Below are 16,013 nucleotides of genomic sequence, written 5' to 3' on the forward strand. Positions count from 1 at the left end.
TGATCTTGCGGCTCGACGCCTCGATGCGCTTCATCGCGTCGATCGCCGAATCCGCCACCGTCCCGCCGGACTCCGCGGCGGTGCGGGCGTCGGCGGCCATGCCGTTGGCGCGCTGGGCGTTGTCGGCGTTGGAGCGCACCGTGGCGCCCAGCTCCTCCATGCTCGCCGCCGTCTCCTCCAGCGAGGAGGCTTGCTGCTCCGTCCGCTCCGCGAGGTCGCTCGACCCCAGCGAGACTTCGGAGGCCGCGCCGGAAATCGCGTCGGTGGCGCGCAGGATCTGGCCGACGATCTCGCCGAGCTTGGCAGAGGTGGTGTTGACGTCGGTCTTCAGGGTCTGGAAGGCCCCCTGGTAGTCGCGCTCCACCCGCTTGTTGAGGTCGCCCTGGGCAAGCGCGCTGAGCACCGCGCCGAGGTCGGCGATGACCGCTTCGACCGTGTCGGTCAGGCGGTTGATGCCCTCCGACATGGTCCGGTAGAAGCCGTCCTTGCCGGTCAGGTCGAGACGGCGCGACAGGTCGCCCTTCGACACGCCGTCGATCAGCGCGGCGATCTCCTCGCCGATGGCGGTCTCGCGGGCGCGCTGCGCCTCGTCGGCGCGGCGTTCGGCCTCCAGGCGTTCGCGCTCGGCCTCGTCCATCGCTTTCTTCTGGATGGCGTTGTCCTTGAACACCTGCACCGCTTGGGCCATCCGCCCGATCTCGTCGCGGTTGGCCAGCGCCGGGATGGTCACCGTCAGGTCGCCGCCGGCGAGGTTGGTCATCGTCTCGGTCATCGACACGACCGGCTTCACGATGGACCGCGCCACCGCCCAGGCCAGCAGCAGGCCGAACAGGAAGGCGCCGGCCGCGATCGTCATGTTGGCCGACAGGGTGCGGTCCATGCTGCCGGTGGTTTCGGCGAGCACGGCGTCACGGTCCTTGCCCTCGATCGCGACGGTGCGGTCGGAGAGGTCCGCGAACTCGACGCCGCGGGCGCCCATCACGTCGACCAGCCGGGTGTTTTCCAGCATGACGGCGGCGGTTTCGCGGAACAGCGAGACGTAGCGGTCGGCCAGCTGGTCGGCGGCCAGCGCCGCGGCCCGGCGCGCCGGGTTGTTCAGCCGCTCGGTCGCCCGGCGGATGGCCTCACCGAAGGCGTCGTCGCGGGCCGATACCTCCGTGATGATCGACTCGTTCGGGCTGGTGAAGAAGCGCGATGCGGCCAGCCGCGCCATCAGCAGCTGCTCCTGCGCGAGGGCGGCGTTGGCCGCGGCCTCGTGCTCGCCGTCGGCGATCAGGGTGGAGACGAGCTGCGACACGGTCTCGCGCGCCTTCTCGCCCGCCGGGACGAGCTGCTCGGCGTAGAGGCGGTCGCGGCGCAGGCGAAGCTCCGCCAGCGTGTTGAAGTCGGTCACATAGTTGGCGAAGACCTGATTCATCCGCTCCAGCAGGGCGCGGCGCTCGCCGGTCGTTCCGTCGAGCGCGCCCCGCAGGTCCTTGACGAGGGTCGCCTGGACGGCGCGCACCTGATCCGCCACCTTCGGGTCGCCGAACGTGTTGAAGGTCAAGGCGAGGCGGCGCATCTGGGCGACCTGCGCGTCGATGGAGCTGACCTGGATCGAGTGGTTGCTCACCGCCGCATAGGATTCGAAGCCGGACCGCGCCACCCCGAGGCCCCGCACACCGATGGCGACCACCACCGCCAGCAGCAGCAGCACCACAAGGAAACCGAAGTAAATGCGGGTCCCGACCTTGAAGCGCCCCGCCAGACTGCTTGTCTGCATCACCTGATCCTTTGATTGCGACCCGGCAGCGCCGGCAAGCGTCGCCGCCGACCATGGCCGCCGTCCGTCCATGCCGGCCCGACGCTTCGGACGCAGCACAGACTGTGGCGCGAACTCTATCGCCTCCGACCTATCCGAATTTGATTATCAAAATGTTTCCACACCATGCCGGGATGTCGAAATCACCGCAGATTGAAATATCCATTCGCTTGACCCGCCTGAAGAGTTCAATCGTTTCCAATTTGGCGCGGCGTGCAAGCGCGCAACCACCACGCGCGACGCCGGCAAGGCGCCGCAATCAGCGCCTTCAACAAATCAGGTTGCAAGGGAGCGGGAGAATCCATAGGCCTTCATATCTGCCCAAATCATGACCAGTTCGCAGTAATTTCAGAGATTCCTCTTGCGCACCGAAAAGTTCTATGTGAACAATCGCCTTAACATTCTCAAATCGTCCATATTTATTCGCAAGCATTGGAGTTCCGGGTCCATGAGCGAACCAGCGGTACGCAAAAGAGGGCGACGCGGATCGCCCGAATCCTGGTCGGTCGATGCACATGTCGGGCAGCGTGTGCGCATGCGCCGCACCTTGCTGGGCATGAGCCAAGAAAAATTGGGCGAGGCCATTGGCCTGACTTTTCAACAGGTGCAGAAATACGAACGCGGCTCCAACCGCATTTCGGCCGGCACGCTGTATCGCCTTGGACTGGTTCTTGACGTTCCCGTCAGCTTCTTCTTCGATTGCTACGACGATACGCAGCCCCCCGTTGGAAAACCGGCCGCAACGGACGAATCCCGGATCATCGACAGCGCGATCAGCCGCCGCGAAGCCCGCATGCTGCGCCTGTGGCGGGCCGCACCGGACAGCGTGGGGGACGAAATTCTCTCGCTTCTGGGCTCCCTGTCGCCCCATCTGCGTGACGCGCGGGAGGAAGAGACGCGGGAAGACGAGGATGGGGCGCCGGCGCACACCGCATCACCTGCCGCCGCGCCGAGACACCGCTTCGCCGGGGATGGAATCGTTCTGACGGTCCCGTCACCCTCAAGGGCCGAACCGAAGGCCGGCCCCGCGGCGGCCGGCGGAATGCCGGGCAAAATGGCCCTGAAAGCCGCGGCCACCCGCGTCAAGGGCGATGCGGCACCCGGTGGAAAGCGGCGGCGTCACGGCGCCGTTTGGGACCCGGCGGATATCTACCGCGCCGGAAAGGCACCCACCGGAAAGCCCAGCAAGGCATCCACCTGACGGCGGAGCGTCGGCCCGCCCGCGAAAAGCGGGTGGGGCGGCGCCATCAGGCACCGCCCCCATACCGGACAAGTTCGGAAAATCAGGATCAGAAGCGCAGGATCGCCGCGGTCGAGGCACCGGACGGCAATTCCTCCTTTGTCACCACATGCACCTCGCCGCCGCGCAGGAGCGTCTCGGTGGCGGCCTCCTCGACGAGGTCGATGGCGCCGTCCGTCTCATGATGCAGCGGAAAGGCCCGGTGATAGTCCTCCCGGAAGTGCCCCCAGACCTTGTCGTTCTCGGCAACCAGAAGAACCCCGACCCGCCCTTCGCGCGCCGCCACCATAACGTCCTCGGCCCGTGTCGTCGTCCGCTCCGCCGTGCTGCGGTCGCCGTAGAGGGCGTTGAACCGTTCCACCGCCGTCCGCCGCGTCGACTCGAACATCGGCCGGACCACGGCGTAGGCGCGGCGGTGCAACTTGTCGACGTCCATGGCGTCGGGGTTGGTCACGACCCCCTGTTCGTGAATTCCCTGAAGATGGGCGTCCTTGCGCAGGTGCCCCTGGATCTCCTCGTCGGCGGCCAGGACGAGCGGGCCGCGGAAGGGCTTGAGATGATCGCGCACGCGGCCGGCGACCCGCCCGAGATACTCGATGAGATGGGTCTTGCGCAGTTCTTCGGGGTCTTCGCCGAAGTTGTGCGTCTTGACCATGGACACACCGCCGCGGTCCGTGCGGTCGGCATGGCGGGCCGGCGGGGCCGAGTGCAGGTTGTTCTCGTAGTTGGTCTCGGCATGGATTTCCGCCACACCCTGCGGCAGGCCGGCGTCCTCCTCCGCGATGCCGTGGCGGGTCGCGCAGAACAGGCGGGCCCGTCCGGCGCTCACCGCCAGAATCATGAAGGCCCCGTCGTCGGCCAGCAGCGGCAGCAGGGGCCGCAGCGTGAAGCGGGAATTGACGACGGCCTCCTCCGGCAGTTCAACGGGCACGCGGTGGATGGCCGACACGCCCTTGGCCAGGAAAATCGCCAGCCCACGGTCCATATGACGCCAGAACTCGCCCTGCTCCAGCAGGTCGGACGCCGGCTTGAGAAACGCCTCGGCGTCGGGCCGGCGCAGGCCGTGCTTCTCGCACAGCTGGTCCTGTGCCTTGGCGAGCAGATTGCGCAGCCGGATCACGTCTTGGCGGATGTCGCGCCCGGCGATGTGGGTGGGCAGGAAGATGGACACCGCCGGCGCGGCATCGACGGTCAGGAGTCGTTCCAGATCGTGTTTGCAGAACATCGCCTTCGTCGCCCTTCGTGTTGCTCGTTCGGGGAATTCCGATTGGAGCAACCGGCGCGGCGGGCCATGGTTCCAGGGTGCCTATCGACTGGGCAGGCGCCCGGAACACGGCGTACGGCAAGTCAGCCTATGACGCTGGCGGCGATGACGTCACCCGGTCATGGGCCGACGTTACCAGGTGCGGACCGGCCCGGTGTCGATGTGCACGAAGCCGCTGCGCGGGTAGTAGCCGACGCCACCGGCCTCCATGCCACGGGCTGCGGTGGCAATTGCCTTCAACTCGACATCCGGCAGCATCACGTCGATGGCCATGCCGCGGGTGTGGTAGCTTTCCTTCGCCACCCCGCGCGAGCGGCGGCGGGCCATGGCGTTGGTGCGGCGCGACCGGTAACCGCAGATGACGCGGAAGGGCTCGTCGCTGTCCAGCGTCTGGTGCAGACGGGCCAGCACGTCGAACAGGCGCGGGTCGTAGCGGCCGACCTGCTTGGCACGATGGTCGCGCAGCAGCACGTCCAGCTTCTTCAGCGCGTCCGGTCGATAGGTCCCATCGGCCCAATAGACGCCGCTGAATTGTTCGTTGGTGTTGATGTTGTGCAGGGACAGGCGGCGGACGCCGCCGGCCAGGGGAGCCGCAAGGGCCGGTGCGGCGGGCACCAGGGCCGGAACGGCAAAAGCGGTCAGAGCGGCGGCGGCGAAGGTCAGAAACCCACGGCGGCCGGTCTCGCGCCCATTCATCGGCGCGGCACGGTCGTCATTCCCCAAAAGCATCACTCCCTATGCATTTTGGTGATCGGGCCGCACCGTTCCAGCGCCGGACGGCCCCCTATGGATTGTTCGAATAAGACCAAAATCTTGTGGTCATAGCGAACGGCTATTCCCTATAGGCTAGGGCTTGACCGGGATCAACCCGAAAATGGCCCGAATCGGTTACAGATCGGCCTCCGATCACCCATGGTCCCGGCACCGCGATACCATCGTCGCCTGGCCGGAGGCCGTACGCCGATTTCCCGACCCTGCGGACGCGTGTCACCGCCTCGCCGCGCGGCGGTTCCCGTACTACATTCGATAGAAAGGACAGGGGATCGGACCTCCTGCCAGCTGAGGACGGATCATGCACACATCCCAGACGCTTACCGACCAACGACGCCGGCCGACGCCGGTCCTGGCCGCGCTGACGCTGGCGCTGTCCGTGTTCGCCGGCACAACAACCACCCAAGCCAACGCCGAGGCGGCCCCCTACCGCGACACGCTGACCGGATGGGCCGACCGGCTCGATGCTGCTGCGACGGTGCTGGAAACCGATCCGGAGCGCCCCATCACCCGCATCGGGTCCGGGCCCCTTCTCAAGAAGGGCACCAGTGGCGAGCGCGTGGAGCGGCTGACGCAACGCCTGGCCGAGCTGGGCTTCCTCGACCGGGCGCGCCAAGGCGACCTGTTCGATGACGAGGTCGACACCGCGGTGCGCGCCTTCCAGTTCAGCCAGCGCATGAAGGTGGACGGGCTGGTCGGCGGCGGCACGCGGGTGGCGCTGGACCGCAGCCCGCAAGAGGCGGCCGCCCAGATGCGGCGCAGCGCGCTGTCCATGCGCGCCTTCCGCGATACCGCCCCGGACACCGTCATCCTGGTCAATCTGCCCAGCCAGACCACCACGCTCGTCCGCGACGGGGAGGAGGCGCTGACCATGCGCTCGATCGTCGGACGCCCGTCGCGCGAGACGCCGCTGCTCCAGGATCAGATCACGCATGTGATCGTGAACCCGACCTGGACCGTGCCTCCCACCGTTTTGAAGGAGGACAAGCTCCCCCTGCTGCGGGCCAAGGGCACGCCGGGCATCGCCAACGCGGTGGTCTATCTGGACGGGGCCCCTGTGGAGCCCGCCGTCGTCGATTGGCGCAACGTCTCGCCGCGCCGCGTGCGGATCGTCCAACAGCCGGGCGACCACAACGCGTTGGGCCGCTACCGTTTCAACATGACCAACCCCTACAACATCTATCTGCATGGCACCAACGAGCCGCGGCTGTTCGACCGTGAGATCCGCACCGTCAGCTCCGGCTGCGTGCGCCTGGAGGACGCGCGCGGCATGGCCGAGGCGCTTCTGGCCGCCGAACATGTCTCGACGGCGAGGCTCGACCGCATGCTGGACCGGCAGGAACCGCAATGGGTGAAGCTGACCCAGCCGGTGCCGGTGCGCTTCGTCTACTGGACCGTGACGGTCGACGAGCGCGACGCCGTCCGCCTGCACCCGGACATCTACGACCTGAACGAGGATCCCGTCCCCACGGCCGCGCCGGACCCGACCGGTCCGACCTCGGCCGATCCGATGCCCCCGGCCCAGAGAGCCTGAATTCAAGGAAGTCCGTTCCAAGAAAAACCATTCCAAGAAAAAAGCCCCCGCCGATTGGCGGGGGCTTTCTCGTCAGGTGGCCCGCAATTCGGTGTCGGACCCGGACGCCCGCCAGACCTTCGAGGCGGTCGGGCCGGTGTCGCCCGCGGTTTCCACATACTTCACCGGGTCGCCGGTCTTGAGCTGGTCCATGTCGACGTTCAGGCAGCTGTTCCGGTGGAAATAGAGCTGCGTCCCGGTGTTGGTCGTGATGAAGCCGTGATCCTCGGTCGGGTTGAGCTGCGAGACCCGGCCCGGCTGTTCCGGATCATGGACCTTCACGTCGCGGCGCATCTTGTCCTTGTATTCCTTCAACTGCCGCTCCGCGGCTTCGAAGGCGTCGCGGATCGAGGTGCGAGCGTCGGGGTTGGCGTAGCGCTCCTTCGCCTTGTTCGGCTTGCGGCTGACCACGATGTCCTGGCCCGGCACCATCAACTCGATGTGGACGTCGAAGACGTTGCCGGTCTTGTGCTGGCGATGCTGGGCTTCCACGGCGACCCGCATGCCGACCAGCCGGTCGAACAGCTTTTCCGTCTTCTCCGCCCGTTCGCGGATGTAGGCCTCCAGCTCGGGCTGGGAATCCATGTTGTGGAAGGCGATTTCCAGGTTCGTGTCCATGGGGGTCCTCTCTAAGCACGACGTGAGGAAAGCGGTGGGAGCCGCCGTCAGGAGTCGCGGGCCTGGCCGGGAATGCGGAATTCCTCGCCCTGGTCGGCGATGCCGGGCATCTCGCCCTGGCTTTCCATGCTCAGCACGGGTTCGACCGGCTCGGTCCGCTCCGCGGTGTCGTCGGGACCGCGCGCCGGATTCGGGCGCAGGGTGTCCCGGTAATTGTCCTCGATGGCGATTTCCTCGCTCGCCAGTTTCCAATGGTCTTCGGCGCGATCCTCCGGACGGCCTTCACGCTCCCAGATCTGGTGAGCGCGCGCTCTGATCCGGCTTTCCAAATCATCCGCCATCCGGGCTGCCTCCTTTCCGTTCTTGTTCCGCGCCGCCCGCACCCTGCTGTGGGATAGGGCTTTGGGCCGGGCGCGCTCCCCGTCAACCGCGCCGGAACACCGAAGGTTCCTCCCGAAGGGATGATCGGAGCGGGCGAACCAATGGAGGCCGCGCCGTTTGAATTAATCCCGAAGGGGTGGTATTCGACGACGGCGACGATCCGGAGGAGAAACGTGTGAATCGGCCTGAACACGGACGCTCCCTCACGTCCTCCCTCCTCACGGGCATGCGCCGTTTCCGCTCCTCCCTGTTCGCGTTGCCGCTGGCCGCGGGAGTGCTGATGGCGCTCCCGGCAGGCGCCGCCCGCGCCGCCGATGGACCATCGCTGCTGCAACTGGGCCTCTTCCAAAGGGAAGGGGATGCCTGGTGGGCGTGGGACAGCCTGCGCCGCCGCTCGCCCGATCTGGCGGACGGCCTCAACCCGGCGGTCGTTCCGCTCGACGCGCGGCGCCAGGGCGAGGGCGTCGCCCTGCGGGCCACCGCCCCGGTGGGGCTGGACGTGACGGCGCTGTGCCGCCGCATGCTCGGCGCCGGGTTCGGCTGCCTCGTCCTTGACGCCCCCCCGTCCGCGGCGCCGCCCGCGCCTCCCCTGCCCGCGCCACCTCAGGCATCGCCCCAAGCACCGGAGACCAGACCGCCCGCCGACAGCGCGCAACTCCCCCTGCCCCGCCCCAACGTGGACGGCAAGGCCGACGGCGCGATCACCTACCCCCCGGAAGCCGCCCGGACCATGGCCGCCATCGAAAAGTCGGTGCGCCGCAAGGGCCGGCTGGGCGCGGTGATCCCCGACACGGCGCTCGACGTCATGCCGGCGACGCTGAAGGAGGAGGGTTGGAACCTCTGCGCCCTCACCTTCGACGACGGGCCGCACCGGGTGGTCACCCGCCAGATCCTGGACGTGCTGAACCGCGAGAAGATCCCCGCGACCTATTTCCCGGTCGCCAGCGTCGCCGAGAATCAGGGCGAGGTGATCCGCGACTTCATCGCCGCCGGGCACGAGATCGGCAACCACAGCCTGACCCACGCCGACCTGCGCGCCATGGACCCCGAGGCGCAGCGCCACGAGATCGCCGAGGCCAACCGCATCCTGCGCGGGTTCGGCGCCAACCCGGTGCTGTTCCGCCCGCCCTACGGGCGCTACACGCCGGATTTGCTGGCCATCGCCCGCGAGGAAAGCATGAGCCCGGTGCTGTGGACCGTGGACACCCGTGACTGGCAGGTTCGCGACCCCGACCGCATCGTGCAGCATGTGAAGACCGAGGCCGGGACCGGCAGCGTGCTGCTGCTGCATTCCACCTACCCGTCCACCCTCAACGCCCTGCCCCGCGTGATTGCCGCGATGCGCGCGAAGGGCTGCGAATTCGTCACCCTGTCGGAATGGATCGAGCGGATGCACCAGATCGCCACGCCGGCCACGACCATGGCGCCGACCCTTGTGAACGCTGGGGTGAACGCTGGGGTGAAGGCCGGGGAGAGGGCCGGCGGTACGCCGCTCCGCACCGCCAACTGAGCGGAGCCGGGGGCCGACGCCGGGCGCCCCCTTACTTTCCGGTCTTCTGCTTGCGGATCTGCAGGTATTTGCGGATGGTCGCTTCGACCTCCGGCGGCAGCATGTTCCAGGCGCCCGACACCGAACCGCCCTTGACCTCCTCGATGGTCACGGTGGCGGCGAAGGTGAACTTGCCACAGGCGTCGTCGATCCGCACGTTTATGCGCGCGGTCTGGCTGGGGATCAGGGACCCGTCGAAGCCGGTCGCCACGAAGCCTTTGTGGCTAAGCCCCGCCAAGGGAAAACTCTTGCTGTCGAACTCGATCACATTGGACGGGCCGGCGGACGCGTTGGGCCGGCGTGGCGCCGCCCTCTTCTCATCCTTGACGGTCACCTTTAGAAAATCGAACAACCCCATACGCAGCCCCCGCCGAACAGCGCCGTCCATCGCCACGGCGTCATCACTTTATGCGCGGACTTGCAAAAGGGGGCAACCGGGATTTCCCTGAACGGCTTCGCTTCAACCTTGGGGCGAGACCATCCCCCTCCGCCGCTCCCGTCCGGCGGACACGGCGTCCAGCGCCTGCCGGATGCTCAGCAGGGCGAAGGGCAGCAGGATCGCCAGGACCGCGGCCATGCCCACCGCCACCGTCAGCACGCCTGCCATGTCGGCCCCGCCCAAATGGGCGCCAAGGGTCAGCAGCAGATGGACAATCAACCCGGTCACCATTGCCGCCGCCAACGCCGGAACGGCAAATCCATTCGTGCGTCGGCCGCGTGTTTCACCGGTCGCCGCGCGCCATGACCACCGTGGACGCGCCGCCGGGCAAGACGTCCCATAGACATCCAGCATGGGCACTCCTCCCGTCACTGCTTATCCGGCACCGGTTGGATTGGGGCAACACGGTGGGATGAGGCGCGACCACTATAGCGGCAAAAATGCGCGAAGCCTAAAATCTGAAGTACTTATTCTGATTGGCCGGCCCTCCCGCCAAAGGTTATGGGCCGGGGAACGCTCCCTTCACCTCCCGCGTAGGCTCTCCACAGAGTCTGTGGATAACTGTGTTGACAAGGCCCGGCTTTTCCCGATTCGAGTCAAGCGAGACAAGGCCATAGCGCGAATTGCCCAAATTTTGAGCATGTCACACAAACCATTGAAATGCATTGCCTTTCCCGATTTCGGAGGGTGTTGCAGCGCTCACGCCTGTCAATTGGATTCTGCCGCCCGACAACCCTCGCGACGATTTCGCGCGGGCCTGTGCCCTGTTGACAACTGGATGCCCGGATTCCCCGCAAGAGGCACCCCGATCCCACGGCGCCTCCCCCCGACCGGCGGAAATTGTTTGCCCCACCATCCATTCGACGGTGTTACATTCCGGCGTGGAGGCCTTGGGTCAGGGTCACGGTGACGGCGGTTCCACCGCCCGGCTTGCTGAAAACGCGGATGCCTCCACCCATGCGATCGACCAACGCCTTGCAGATCAGCAGGCCGAGGCCGCTCCCCACCTCCCCATCGGCGCCGGGCGCGGCGTGGTGCGGATCAATGCGGAACAGATGGGGCTGCAGGTCCTCCGGGATGCCCAGCCCGTTGTCCTGGACCCGCACGGTCACCCGGCCGTCCGCCAGGGCGGCTGACAGCATGACCATGCTTCCCGAGGGGGAGAAGCGCACCGCGTTCTCGACCAGATGCTTCAGCACGGTGCTCAGCGCGGACAGGTCGCCCAGCACGGGGGTGGCGACGATGCGGTTGACGATCAGGATGTCGCGGGCACGGGCGCGCGGCGCCAGTTCCTCCAGCACGTCCTGGAGCAGTCCGCCCAACTCATAGCTCCGCAGATCGAACGGCACCTGATTCAGCTGCAGCCGGGACCACAGCGACAAATTCTCGATGGTCCGCATCATCTGCCGCCCGGCGTCGCTGCACAGCGCCGCGTAGGCGCCGAGATGCGTGGTCCCCTGGCCGTGCCCGCCATCCGGCGGACCGGGAGACGCCACGTCGGAGGAGATCATCTGCGTCGCGCCCAGGATGGCGCTCAACGGGTCCTTCAGCTCCTGGCAGATCTGGCCCAGGAAGCGGTTCATCCGCGCGACCGCGTCTGCCAGTTGGTCCACCCGCTGGGCGCGCTGCGCCTCCTCCTCGAAGCGGCGGGTGATGTCGGTGACGAAAATGCAGAAGCCCGGCGCAGCCCCCCCGTCCTCGGCATCCAGCCGCGAGTCGTTGAAGATCGCACGGAGCGGCGCCCCATCGGAACGGGTCAGGGTGACGTCGTAGCTGCGGTGCGGAGTCAGGTCGCGGATGGCCGCCTGCCGCTCCAGGACGCTCCGGCTGTCCTCGGCCATATAGGCCAGCAGGTGGGTTCCAACCAGCTCACCGGCCCGGTAGCCAAGCAGCGCGCACAGCGCCGGGTTGACACCGACGATGACCAGTTCGCGATCCACCACCCAACAGGCCTGCGCGCTCTGGTCCAGAATCCGTCGGCCCAGGCGGTCCCAATCGACCGCCGGACGCGCGGGCTTCGACAGCAGTGCCAGCATGACCCCTCCCGTCATCATCCTGTGCGGGTCGGTCACACGGCCGTGTGTTCGTGCGTTTTCTTTTCGACCCGCCGCCAATGATAGGCACGGGTGACAGAAACCTTCAACAGAATGTGGGTTTCGCCGATGTTATAGAGCCGTCATCGATGCGCGCTTTTTCCGCGCCTCCGCTTTCTGTTCAGTAACCAAGCGGCATTCGCGCCCTCTCTCCTTAAGTTCTTATGACGCTTTTCATAGGCTTTGCGGTGAAGCAGCCGGCCTTAGCGATCCTCGGCCGTCGCCGCCCAGCAGCGCAGAACCTCCGCCACGCTCCAGGCCTGCGAGATGCAGCCGCGCGGGCTGAAGGGTGGCTCGGCGTCGAAGATCTCGGAGATGGTGCCGATCCCCGCCTGATCCAGATGCGGCAGGAAGCCCTGGAGCAGTTCCCGCGCCGCCGCCTTGTCCTCCGGGTGCAGCTTCAGCCACGCATCGACATAGGGGCCGATCAGCCACCCCCACACCGTGCCCTGATGGTAGGCGGCGTCGCGGGCGCGCAGATCGCCGAAGTATTTCGGCTTGTAGTCGCGCTGCCCCGGCGCCAGCGAGCGCAGCCCGACCGGGGTCAGCAGCCGTTGCCGCACCGTCTCCACCACCGGCTCCCAGCGGGCGCGGTCCAGCACCGGGTTGTCGAACGAGACGGCGAAGATCTGGTTGGGCCGGCAGGCGTCGTCGTCCCCCCGCTCGCCGTCCACCACATCGTAGAGGTGCCCGGCGTGGGCGCACCAGAAGCGCGCGTTGAAGGATACGCGGGCCTGCTCCGCCAACTCCTCCAGCGGGCGGGCGGCCTGGGCGTCCCCTTCCTCGGTCAGCCAGCCGGCGGTCAGGCACAGCGCGTTGTACCAGAGCGCGTTGATCTCCACCGCCTTGCCCCGGCGCGGCGTGACCACCCAGTCCTCGACCTTCGCGTCCATCCAGGTGAGCTGGTAGCCCTCCCGCCCCTGGCGCAGCAGCCCGTCTCCGGGGTCCACGGCGATGCCGAAGCGGGTGCCGCGCCGGTGATGGTCGATCACCTCGACCAGCCGGGGCAGCAGCAGTTGCAGCGTGTGCCGGTCCCCGGTCGCCCGGACATAGCGGTTCAGCGCGTGGAAGAACCACAGGGTGGCGTCGGCGGTGTGATACAGCCCCTCGTCCTTGCCGTCGGGGAACATGTTGGGGATCAGCCCGTCGCGGATGTAATGCGCGAAGGTGCGCAGGATCCAGCCGGCCTCCATGTGGCGCCCGGTGGTCAGGGTCAGCCCCTCCAGGCTGATCATGGTGTCGCGGCCCCAGTCGGTGAACCAGTGGTAGCCGGCGATCACCGTGCGCACCTCGTCCCCCTCGGCGCGGGCGCGCATCTGGTCGGCGACGCGGCCCGCCGGCACGAACAGGAAGCTGTCCGCCGACAGCACCAACTCCGCCATCGCCCCCTCGCGCAGCGACGGATGGGCCGTCCCGACGATGCGCCGCCGCCGCTCCTTCTCGAAGCGCAGGACGTCGGCGGGCGGCAGCGCCCACAGCCGCTGCCACGGCTCGGTCGCCGCGACGAAGCTCAGCGTCTGGCCCTGGCTGAGCGAGCCGCTGAAATAGCCGGGCGTCCACAGCGAGCCGCGCGATTCATAGCCACGCTCCGCCTCCACCGGGTAGACGATGTCGCGCCGCGCGCCGCCGTCCAGGGTCAGCGGAAGCTCCGCCCCCTCGATGGTCATGCGCAGCACCGGCAGTTCCGGCCCGGCCCATATCTCGTACTCGTGGCCGCGGGCGGTGACGCGGTAGTCGCGGGCCAACGGCTCGTCCACCGCCGATTCCAGCTTGCGGAAGGCCATCACCGGGCGAAGCCGCAGGCAGATCGGCTGCGGCGCCCTGACCACCCGGTAGGTGACATGGACGATGTTCTGCAGGTGCGGCAGCACGATCTGCTTCTCGATCACCACATCGCCGAATTCATAGCGCCAGACCGGCAGCCCGGATTCCATGCGGAACTCGGCGAGGCCGGAGGGCGCGGCATCGGACGGATAGTTCGGGTCGGGCCACTGGTCCGCCTGCGGGTTGTGGCCGGTCAGCCGCCGCTCGGTGCCGTCCGGCTCGATCAGCACGTCGTTGAGCTGGCTCAGCATCACCACCCGGCCCAGCGGCGCCGGCAGGGCCGCCACCAGAAGCCCGTGATAGCGCCGCGTCACCGCCCCCGAGAGGGAGGAGGAGGCGTAGCCGCCCAGCCCGTTGGCGACCAGCCATTCGCGGGACAGCGCGGCGTCCGGCGCGGACCGCAGGGCGTCGCGGGTGATCTTGCGGATGAAATCAGCCATGGGTCTCCTGAGCGCTCGTGCCGTTGCCTTCGCCCCGTTCCTGGTCCGGAACAACGTCCGTGGCGGCCAGGACGACCGCCGCATGGCCGGGGAGCCGCCAGCCGCCGTCCGAGGTCTCCAGCGGGGCGATGCCGCAGCCGCCGTAGCGGGGGTCCTCGCTGGACCACAGGGGCGTCCAGTCCCTGCCAACCGGCGGCGCCAGCAGCGGTTCCGGCAGGATGTCCAACCGCAGGTCGCGGCCCAGATTGACCAGCAGCAGCCGGTCGTCCCCCGCCCCGCCCTCCTTCGCGCCGAAGAAGCGCAGGAGGAACGCCTCTTCCGCCAGCACGGCGCCGTCCAGCCCGCCGTCGCCCTGGACGCGGAACACCGGGTCCTCGCGGCGCAGGCGCAGAAGGTCGCGGTGCAGCGCCCAGACCTCGGCGTGGGTCTCCCGCTCCGCGTGGTCGAGCGTGCAGCGCCGGAAGGTCTCCGCGTCCTGCGGGCGCGTCAGATGGGCGCGCATGGCGGGGGTGGCGAGGCTGGGGAATTGGGACAGGAACTCCGCCCGTCCCGCCTCCACCTTGGCGGCCAGATCGGGGTCGTGGTCGGCGAAGTAGTGGAAGGGCGCGCTCGCCGCGAACTCCTGACCCTGGAACAGCATCGGCGTGCCGGGACCCAGCAGCGTCAGCGCGGTCAGCGCCCGGAAGCGCCCCGGCGTGGTCAGCGCGTGGATCCGCTGACCGCGGCCCGAATTGGCGATCTGGTCGTGGTTCTGAAGGAAGGTGACGAAGGCCGGGCGCGGCATCCCATGGGCCGGCGTCCCCCGCCGCTTGCCCTGCCAGCGGTACCATTGCCCCTGGTAGAGGAAGCCGTGCTTGACGGCCGACAGCAGTTCCTGCGGCGTGCCGCGGTAGTCGGTGTAGTAGGCCTCGTTCCGCCCGGTCAGCGCGACCCGGGCCGTATGGTGGAAATCGTCGTTCCACAGGGCGTCCAGCCCGCAGCCGCCCTGTTCCACCGGAGTCGCCATGGTGGCCAGCTGGGGTTCGTTCTCCCCGATCAGCAGGGTGCCGCGCCCGCGCGCCGCCTGACGGACGGCCTGCCCGAACTCCTGGATGATGTGCGGGGTGGAGCGGTCGAAGATCTGCTGGGTGGCGTCCAGCCGCAGCCCGTCGAGATGGTACTCGTCGATCCAGAAGGCGGCGTTCGCCCGGAAGAACTCCCGCACCGGGCCGCAGCTCGGGCCGTCGAAGTTGAGCGCGTCCCCCCACTCGTTCTTGTAACGGGTGGTGAAGTAGTCCGGGGCGAAGCGGGACAGGAAATTCCCGCTGGGGCCGAGGTGGTTGTAGACCACGTCGAGGATGACCGCGAGGCCCAGCGCGTGGGCGCGGTCCACGAAGCGCCGCATGTCGTCCGGCCCGCCGTAGAGCCGGGTCGGGGCGAACAGGTCCACCCCGTCATAGCCCCAGCCGAAGCGGCCCGGAAACTCGGCCACCGGCATGAGTTCAAGGACCGTAACCCCCAGCTCCGCCAGACGCGGCAGTTCGCGCGCCGCCGCCGCCCAGGTGCCGTCCGGCGTGAAGGTGCCGATGTGCATCTCGTAAATCACCTGCCCGCGCAGGCCGCATCCGCCCCAGCCGGCGTCGGTCCAGGCGAAGGCGGAGGGGTCCACCACCTGTGACGGCCCCTCCGGCCCGTCGGGCTGGAAGCGGGACGCCGGGTCGGGGAAGGCCGGACCGTCGTCGAGCTGGAACCGGTAGAGGCTGCCCACCGGCACCCCCTCCACCATCGCGGAGAAATAGCCGTCGCCCTCCACGTCCAGCGCCACCGCGCGCTCCTCCGGTCCGACCAGCAGGTGGACGCTGCGGCAGGCGGGCGCCCAGACCCGGGCCAGCACGCGATCACCGGGCGCAGGTTCGACCCCTATCGGACAACGGCGGAGGGTGAAGGCCGAACCGCCGGTCTGCGCTGCATCGGGAGGACTCGACACGGAACGTTCCCACCGCAATGTTTCGACCATCGCCCCCCAACAGGCGCCACCCCT

Annotated in this window: 12 protein-coding genes and 1 pseudogene; 3 read left to right on the top strand and 10 right to left on the bottom strand. The window is 68.1% G+C overall.

The features are described from left to right. The coding region (locus ACFPMG_RS09345; protein ID WP_376994885.1) for a HAMP domain-containing protein at positions 1–1,762 on the bottom strand (1,762 nt) is incomplete at its 3' end. A gap of 487 nt (positions 1,763–2,249) precedes the next feature. Here ACFPMG_RS09345 and ACFPMG_RS09350 point away from each other — a divergent pair. Further along, a pseudogene (locus ACFPMG_RS09350) lies at positions 2,250–2,502 on the top strand (helix-turn-helix domain-containing protein); the annotation flags it as partial. A gap of 588 nt (positions 2,503–3,090) precedes the next feature. On the opposite strand, the gene ACFPMG_RS09355 reads toward ACFPMG_RS09350, so the two are convergent. Together ACFPMG_RS09355 and mepK are read right to left on the bottom strand one after the other, a co-directional pair. Continuing rightward, a complete protein-coding gene (locus tag ACFPMG_RS09355; RefSeq protein ID WP_376994886.1) occupies positions 3,091–4,266 on the bottom strand; it encodes a baeRF3 domain-containing protein in 1,176 nt (391 codons plus the stop codon). A 171-nt stretch (positions 4,267–4,437) separates the two neighbouring features. Next, positions 4,438–5,034, bottom strand: coding sequence for a peptidoglycan L,D-endopeptidase MepK (mepK, locus tag ACFPMG_RS09360; RefSeq protein ID WP_376994888.1), 597 nt, complete (start codon positions 5,032–5,034; stop codon positions 4,438–4,440). A 343-nt stretch (positions 5,035–5,377) separates the two neighbouring features. Here mepK and ACFPMG_RS09365 point away from each other — a divergent pair, with 343 nt between their 5' ends. Then, complete coding sequence (locus ACFPMG_RS09365) at positions 5,378–6,610, top strand: L,D-transpeptidase family protein (protein WP_376994889.1); 1,233 nt, start codon at positions 5,378–5,380, stop codon at positions 6,608–6,610. Between the two features lie 72 nt (positions 6,611–6,682). On the opposite strand, the gene ACFPMG_RS09370 is transcribed toward ACFPMG_RS09365, so the two are convergent. Then, complete coding sequence (locus ACFPMG_RS09370; protein WP_237903094.1) at positions 6,683–7,267, bottom strand: HPF/RaiA family ribosome-associated protein; 585 nt, start codon at positions 7,265–7,267, stop codon at positions 6,683–6,685. Positions 7,268–7,314: 47 nt separating this feature from the next. Next, complete coding sequence (locus ACFPMG_RS09375) at positions 7,315–7,608, bottom strand: DUF2934 domain-containing protein (RefSeq protein WP_038526604.1); 294 nt, start codon at positions 7,606–7,608, stop codon at positions 7,315–7,317. A gap of 320 nt (positions 7,609–7,928) precedes the next feature. Here ACFPMG_RS09375 and ACFPMG_RS09380 point away from each other — a divergent pair, with 320 nt between their 5' ends. Further along, positions 7,929–9,158, top strand: a complete 1,230-nt coding sequence (locus ACFPMG_RS09380) for a polysaccharide deacetylase family protein (protein WP_376994891.1) — start codon at positions 7,929–7,931, stop codon at positions 9,156–9,158. Positions 9,159–9,189: 31 nt separating this feature from the next. Here ACFPMG_RS09380 and ACFPMG_RS09385 read toward each other — a convergent pair whose 3' ends face one another. From ACFPMG_RS09385 to treZ, 5 genes are all read right to left on the bottom strand, one after another. Then, positions 9,190–9,585 carry a hypothetical protein gene (locus ACFPMG_RS09385; RefSeq protein WP_376994998.1) on the bottom strand — a complete coding sequence of 132 codons (396 nt, stop codon included), beginning with the start codon at positions 9,583–9,585 and terminating at the stop codon, positions 9,190–9,192. A gap of 72 nt (positions 9,586–9,657) precedes the next feature. Then, positions 9,658–9,867, bottom strand: a complete 210-nt coding sequence (locus tag ACFPMG_RS09390; protein WP_376994892.1) for a hypothetical protein — start codon at positions 9,865–9,867, stop codon at positions 9,658–9,660. A 638-nt stretch (positions 9,868–10,505) separates the two neighbouring features. Continuing rightward, positions 10,506–11,672 (bottom strand): PAS domain-containing sensor histidine kinase, encoded by a 1,167-nt coding sequence (locus ACFPMG_RS09395; RefSeq protein ID WP_376994893.1) that lies wholly within the window; start codon positions 11,670–11,672, stop codon positions 10,506–10,508. A gap of 260 nt (positions 11,673–11,932) precedes the next feature. Next, positions 11,933–13,993 (bottom strand): amylo-alpha-1,6-glucosidase, encoded by a 2,061-nt coding sequence (locus tag ACFPMG_RS09400; protein WP_376994894.1) that lies wholly within the window; start codon positions 13,991–13,993, stop codon positions 11,933–11,935. Further along, positions 13,986–15,866, bottom strand: coding sequence for a malto-oligosyltrehalose trehalohydrolase (gene treZ / locus ACFPMG_RS09405; RefSeq protein ID WP_376994895.1), 1,881 nt, complete (start codon positions 15,864–15,866; stop codon positions 13,986–13,988). Before treZ ends, ACFPMG_RS09400 begins: the two co-directional genes overlap by 8 nt. Positions 15,867–16,013: the final 147 nt, after the last annotated feature.

Source organism: Azospirillum himalayense (assembly GCF_042657465.1).
GTDB classification, from domain to species: Bacteria; Pseudomonadota; Alphaproteobacteria; order Azospirillales; family Azospirillaceae; genus Azospirillum; species Azospirillum himalayense.

What these genes read in the sequence shown, in the direction of transcription:
- ACFPMG_RS09380 (WP_376994891.1), top strand. Translation starts at nt 7,929, where the DNA reads ATGGCGCTCCCGGCAGGCGCCGCCCGCGCCGCCGATGGACCATCGCTG.
- ACFPMG_RS09365 (WP_376994889.1), top strand. Translation starts at nt 5,378, where the DNA reads ATGCACACATCCCAGACGCTTACCGACCAACGACGCCGGCCGACGCCG.
- ACFPMG_RS09395 (WP_376994893.1), bottom strand. Translation starts at nt 11,672, where the DNA reads ATGCTGGCACTGCTGTCGAAGCCCGCGCGTCCGGCGGTCGATTGGGAC.
- ACFPMG_RS09390 (WP_376994892.1), bottom strand. Translation starts at nt 9,867, where the DNA reads ATGGTGACCGGGTTGATTGTCCATCTGCTGCTGACCCTTGGCGCCCAT.
- ACFPMG_RS09375 (WP_038526604.1), bottom strand. Translation starts at nt 7,608, where the DNA reads ATGGCGGATGATTTGGAAAGCCGGATCAGAGCGCGCGCTCACCAGATC.
- ACFPMG_RS09385 (WP_376994998.1), bottom strand. Translation starts at nt 9,585, where the DNA reads ATGGACGGCGCTGTTCGGCGGGGGCTGCGTATGGGGTTGTTCGATTTT.
- ACFPMG_RS09400 (WP_376994894.1), bottom strand. Translation starts at nt 13,993, where the DNA reads ATGGCTGATTTCATCCGCAAGATCACCCGCGACGCCCTGCGGTCCGCG.
- ACFPMG_RS09370 (WP_237903094.1), bottom strand. Translation starts at nt 7,267, where the DNA reads ATGGACACGAACCTGGAAATCGCCTTCCACAACATGGATTCCCAGCCC.
- mepK (WP_376994888.1), bottom strand. Translation starts at nt 5,034, where the DNA reads ATGCTTTTGGGGAATGACGACCGTGCCGCGCCGATGAATGGGCGCGAG.
- ACFPMG_RS09355 (WP_376994886.1), bottom strand. Translation starts at nt 4,266, where the DNA reads ATGTTCTGCAAACACGATCTGGAACGACTCCTGACCGTCGATGCCGCG.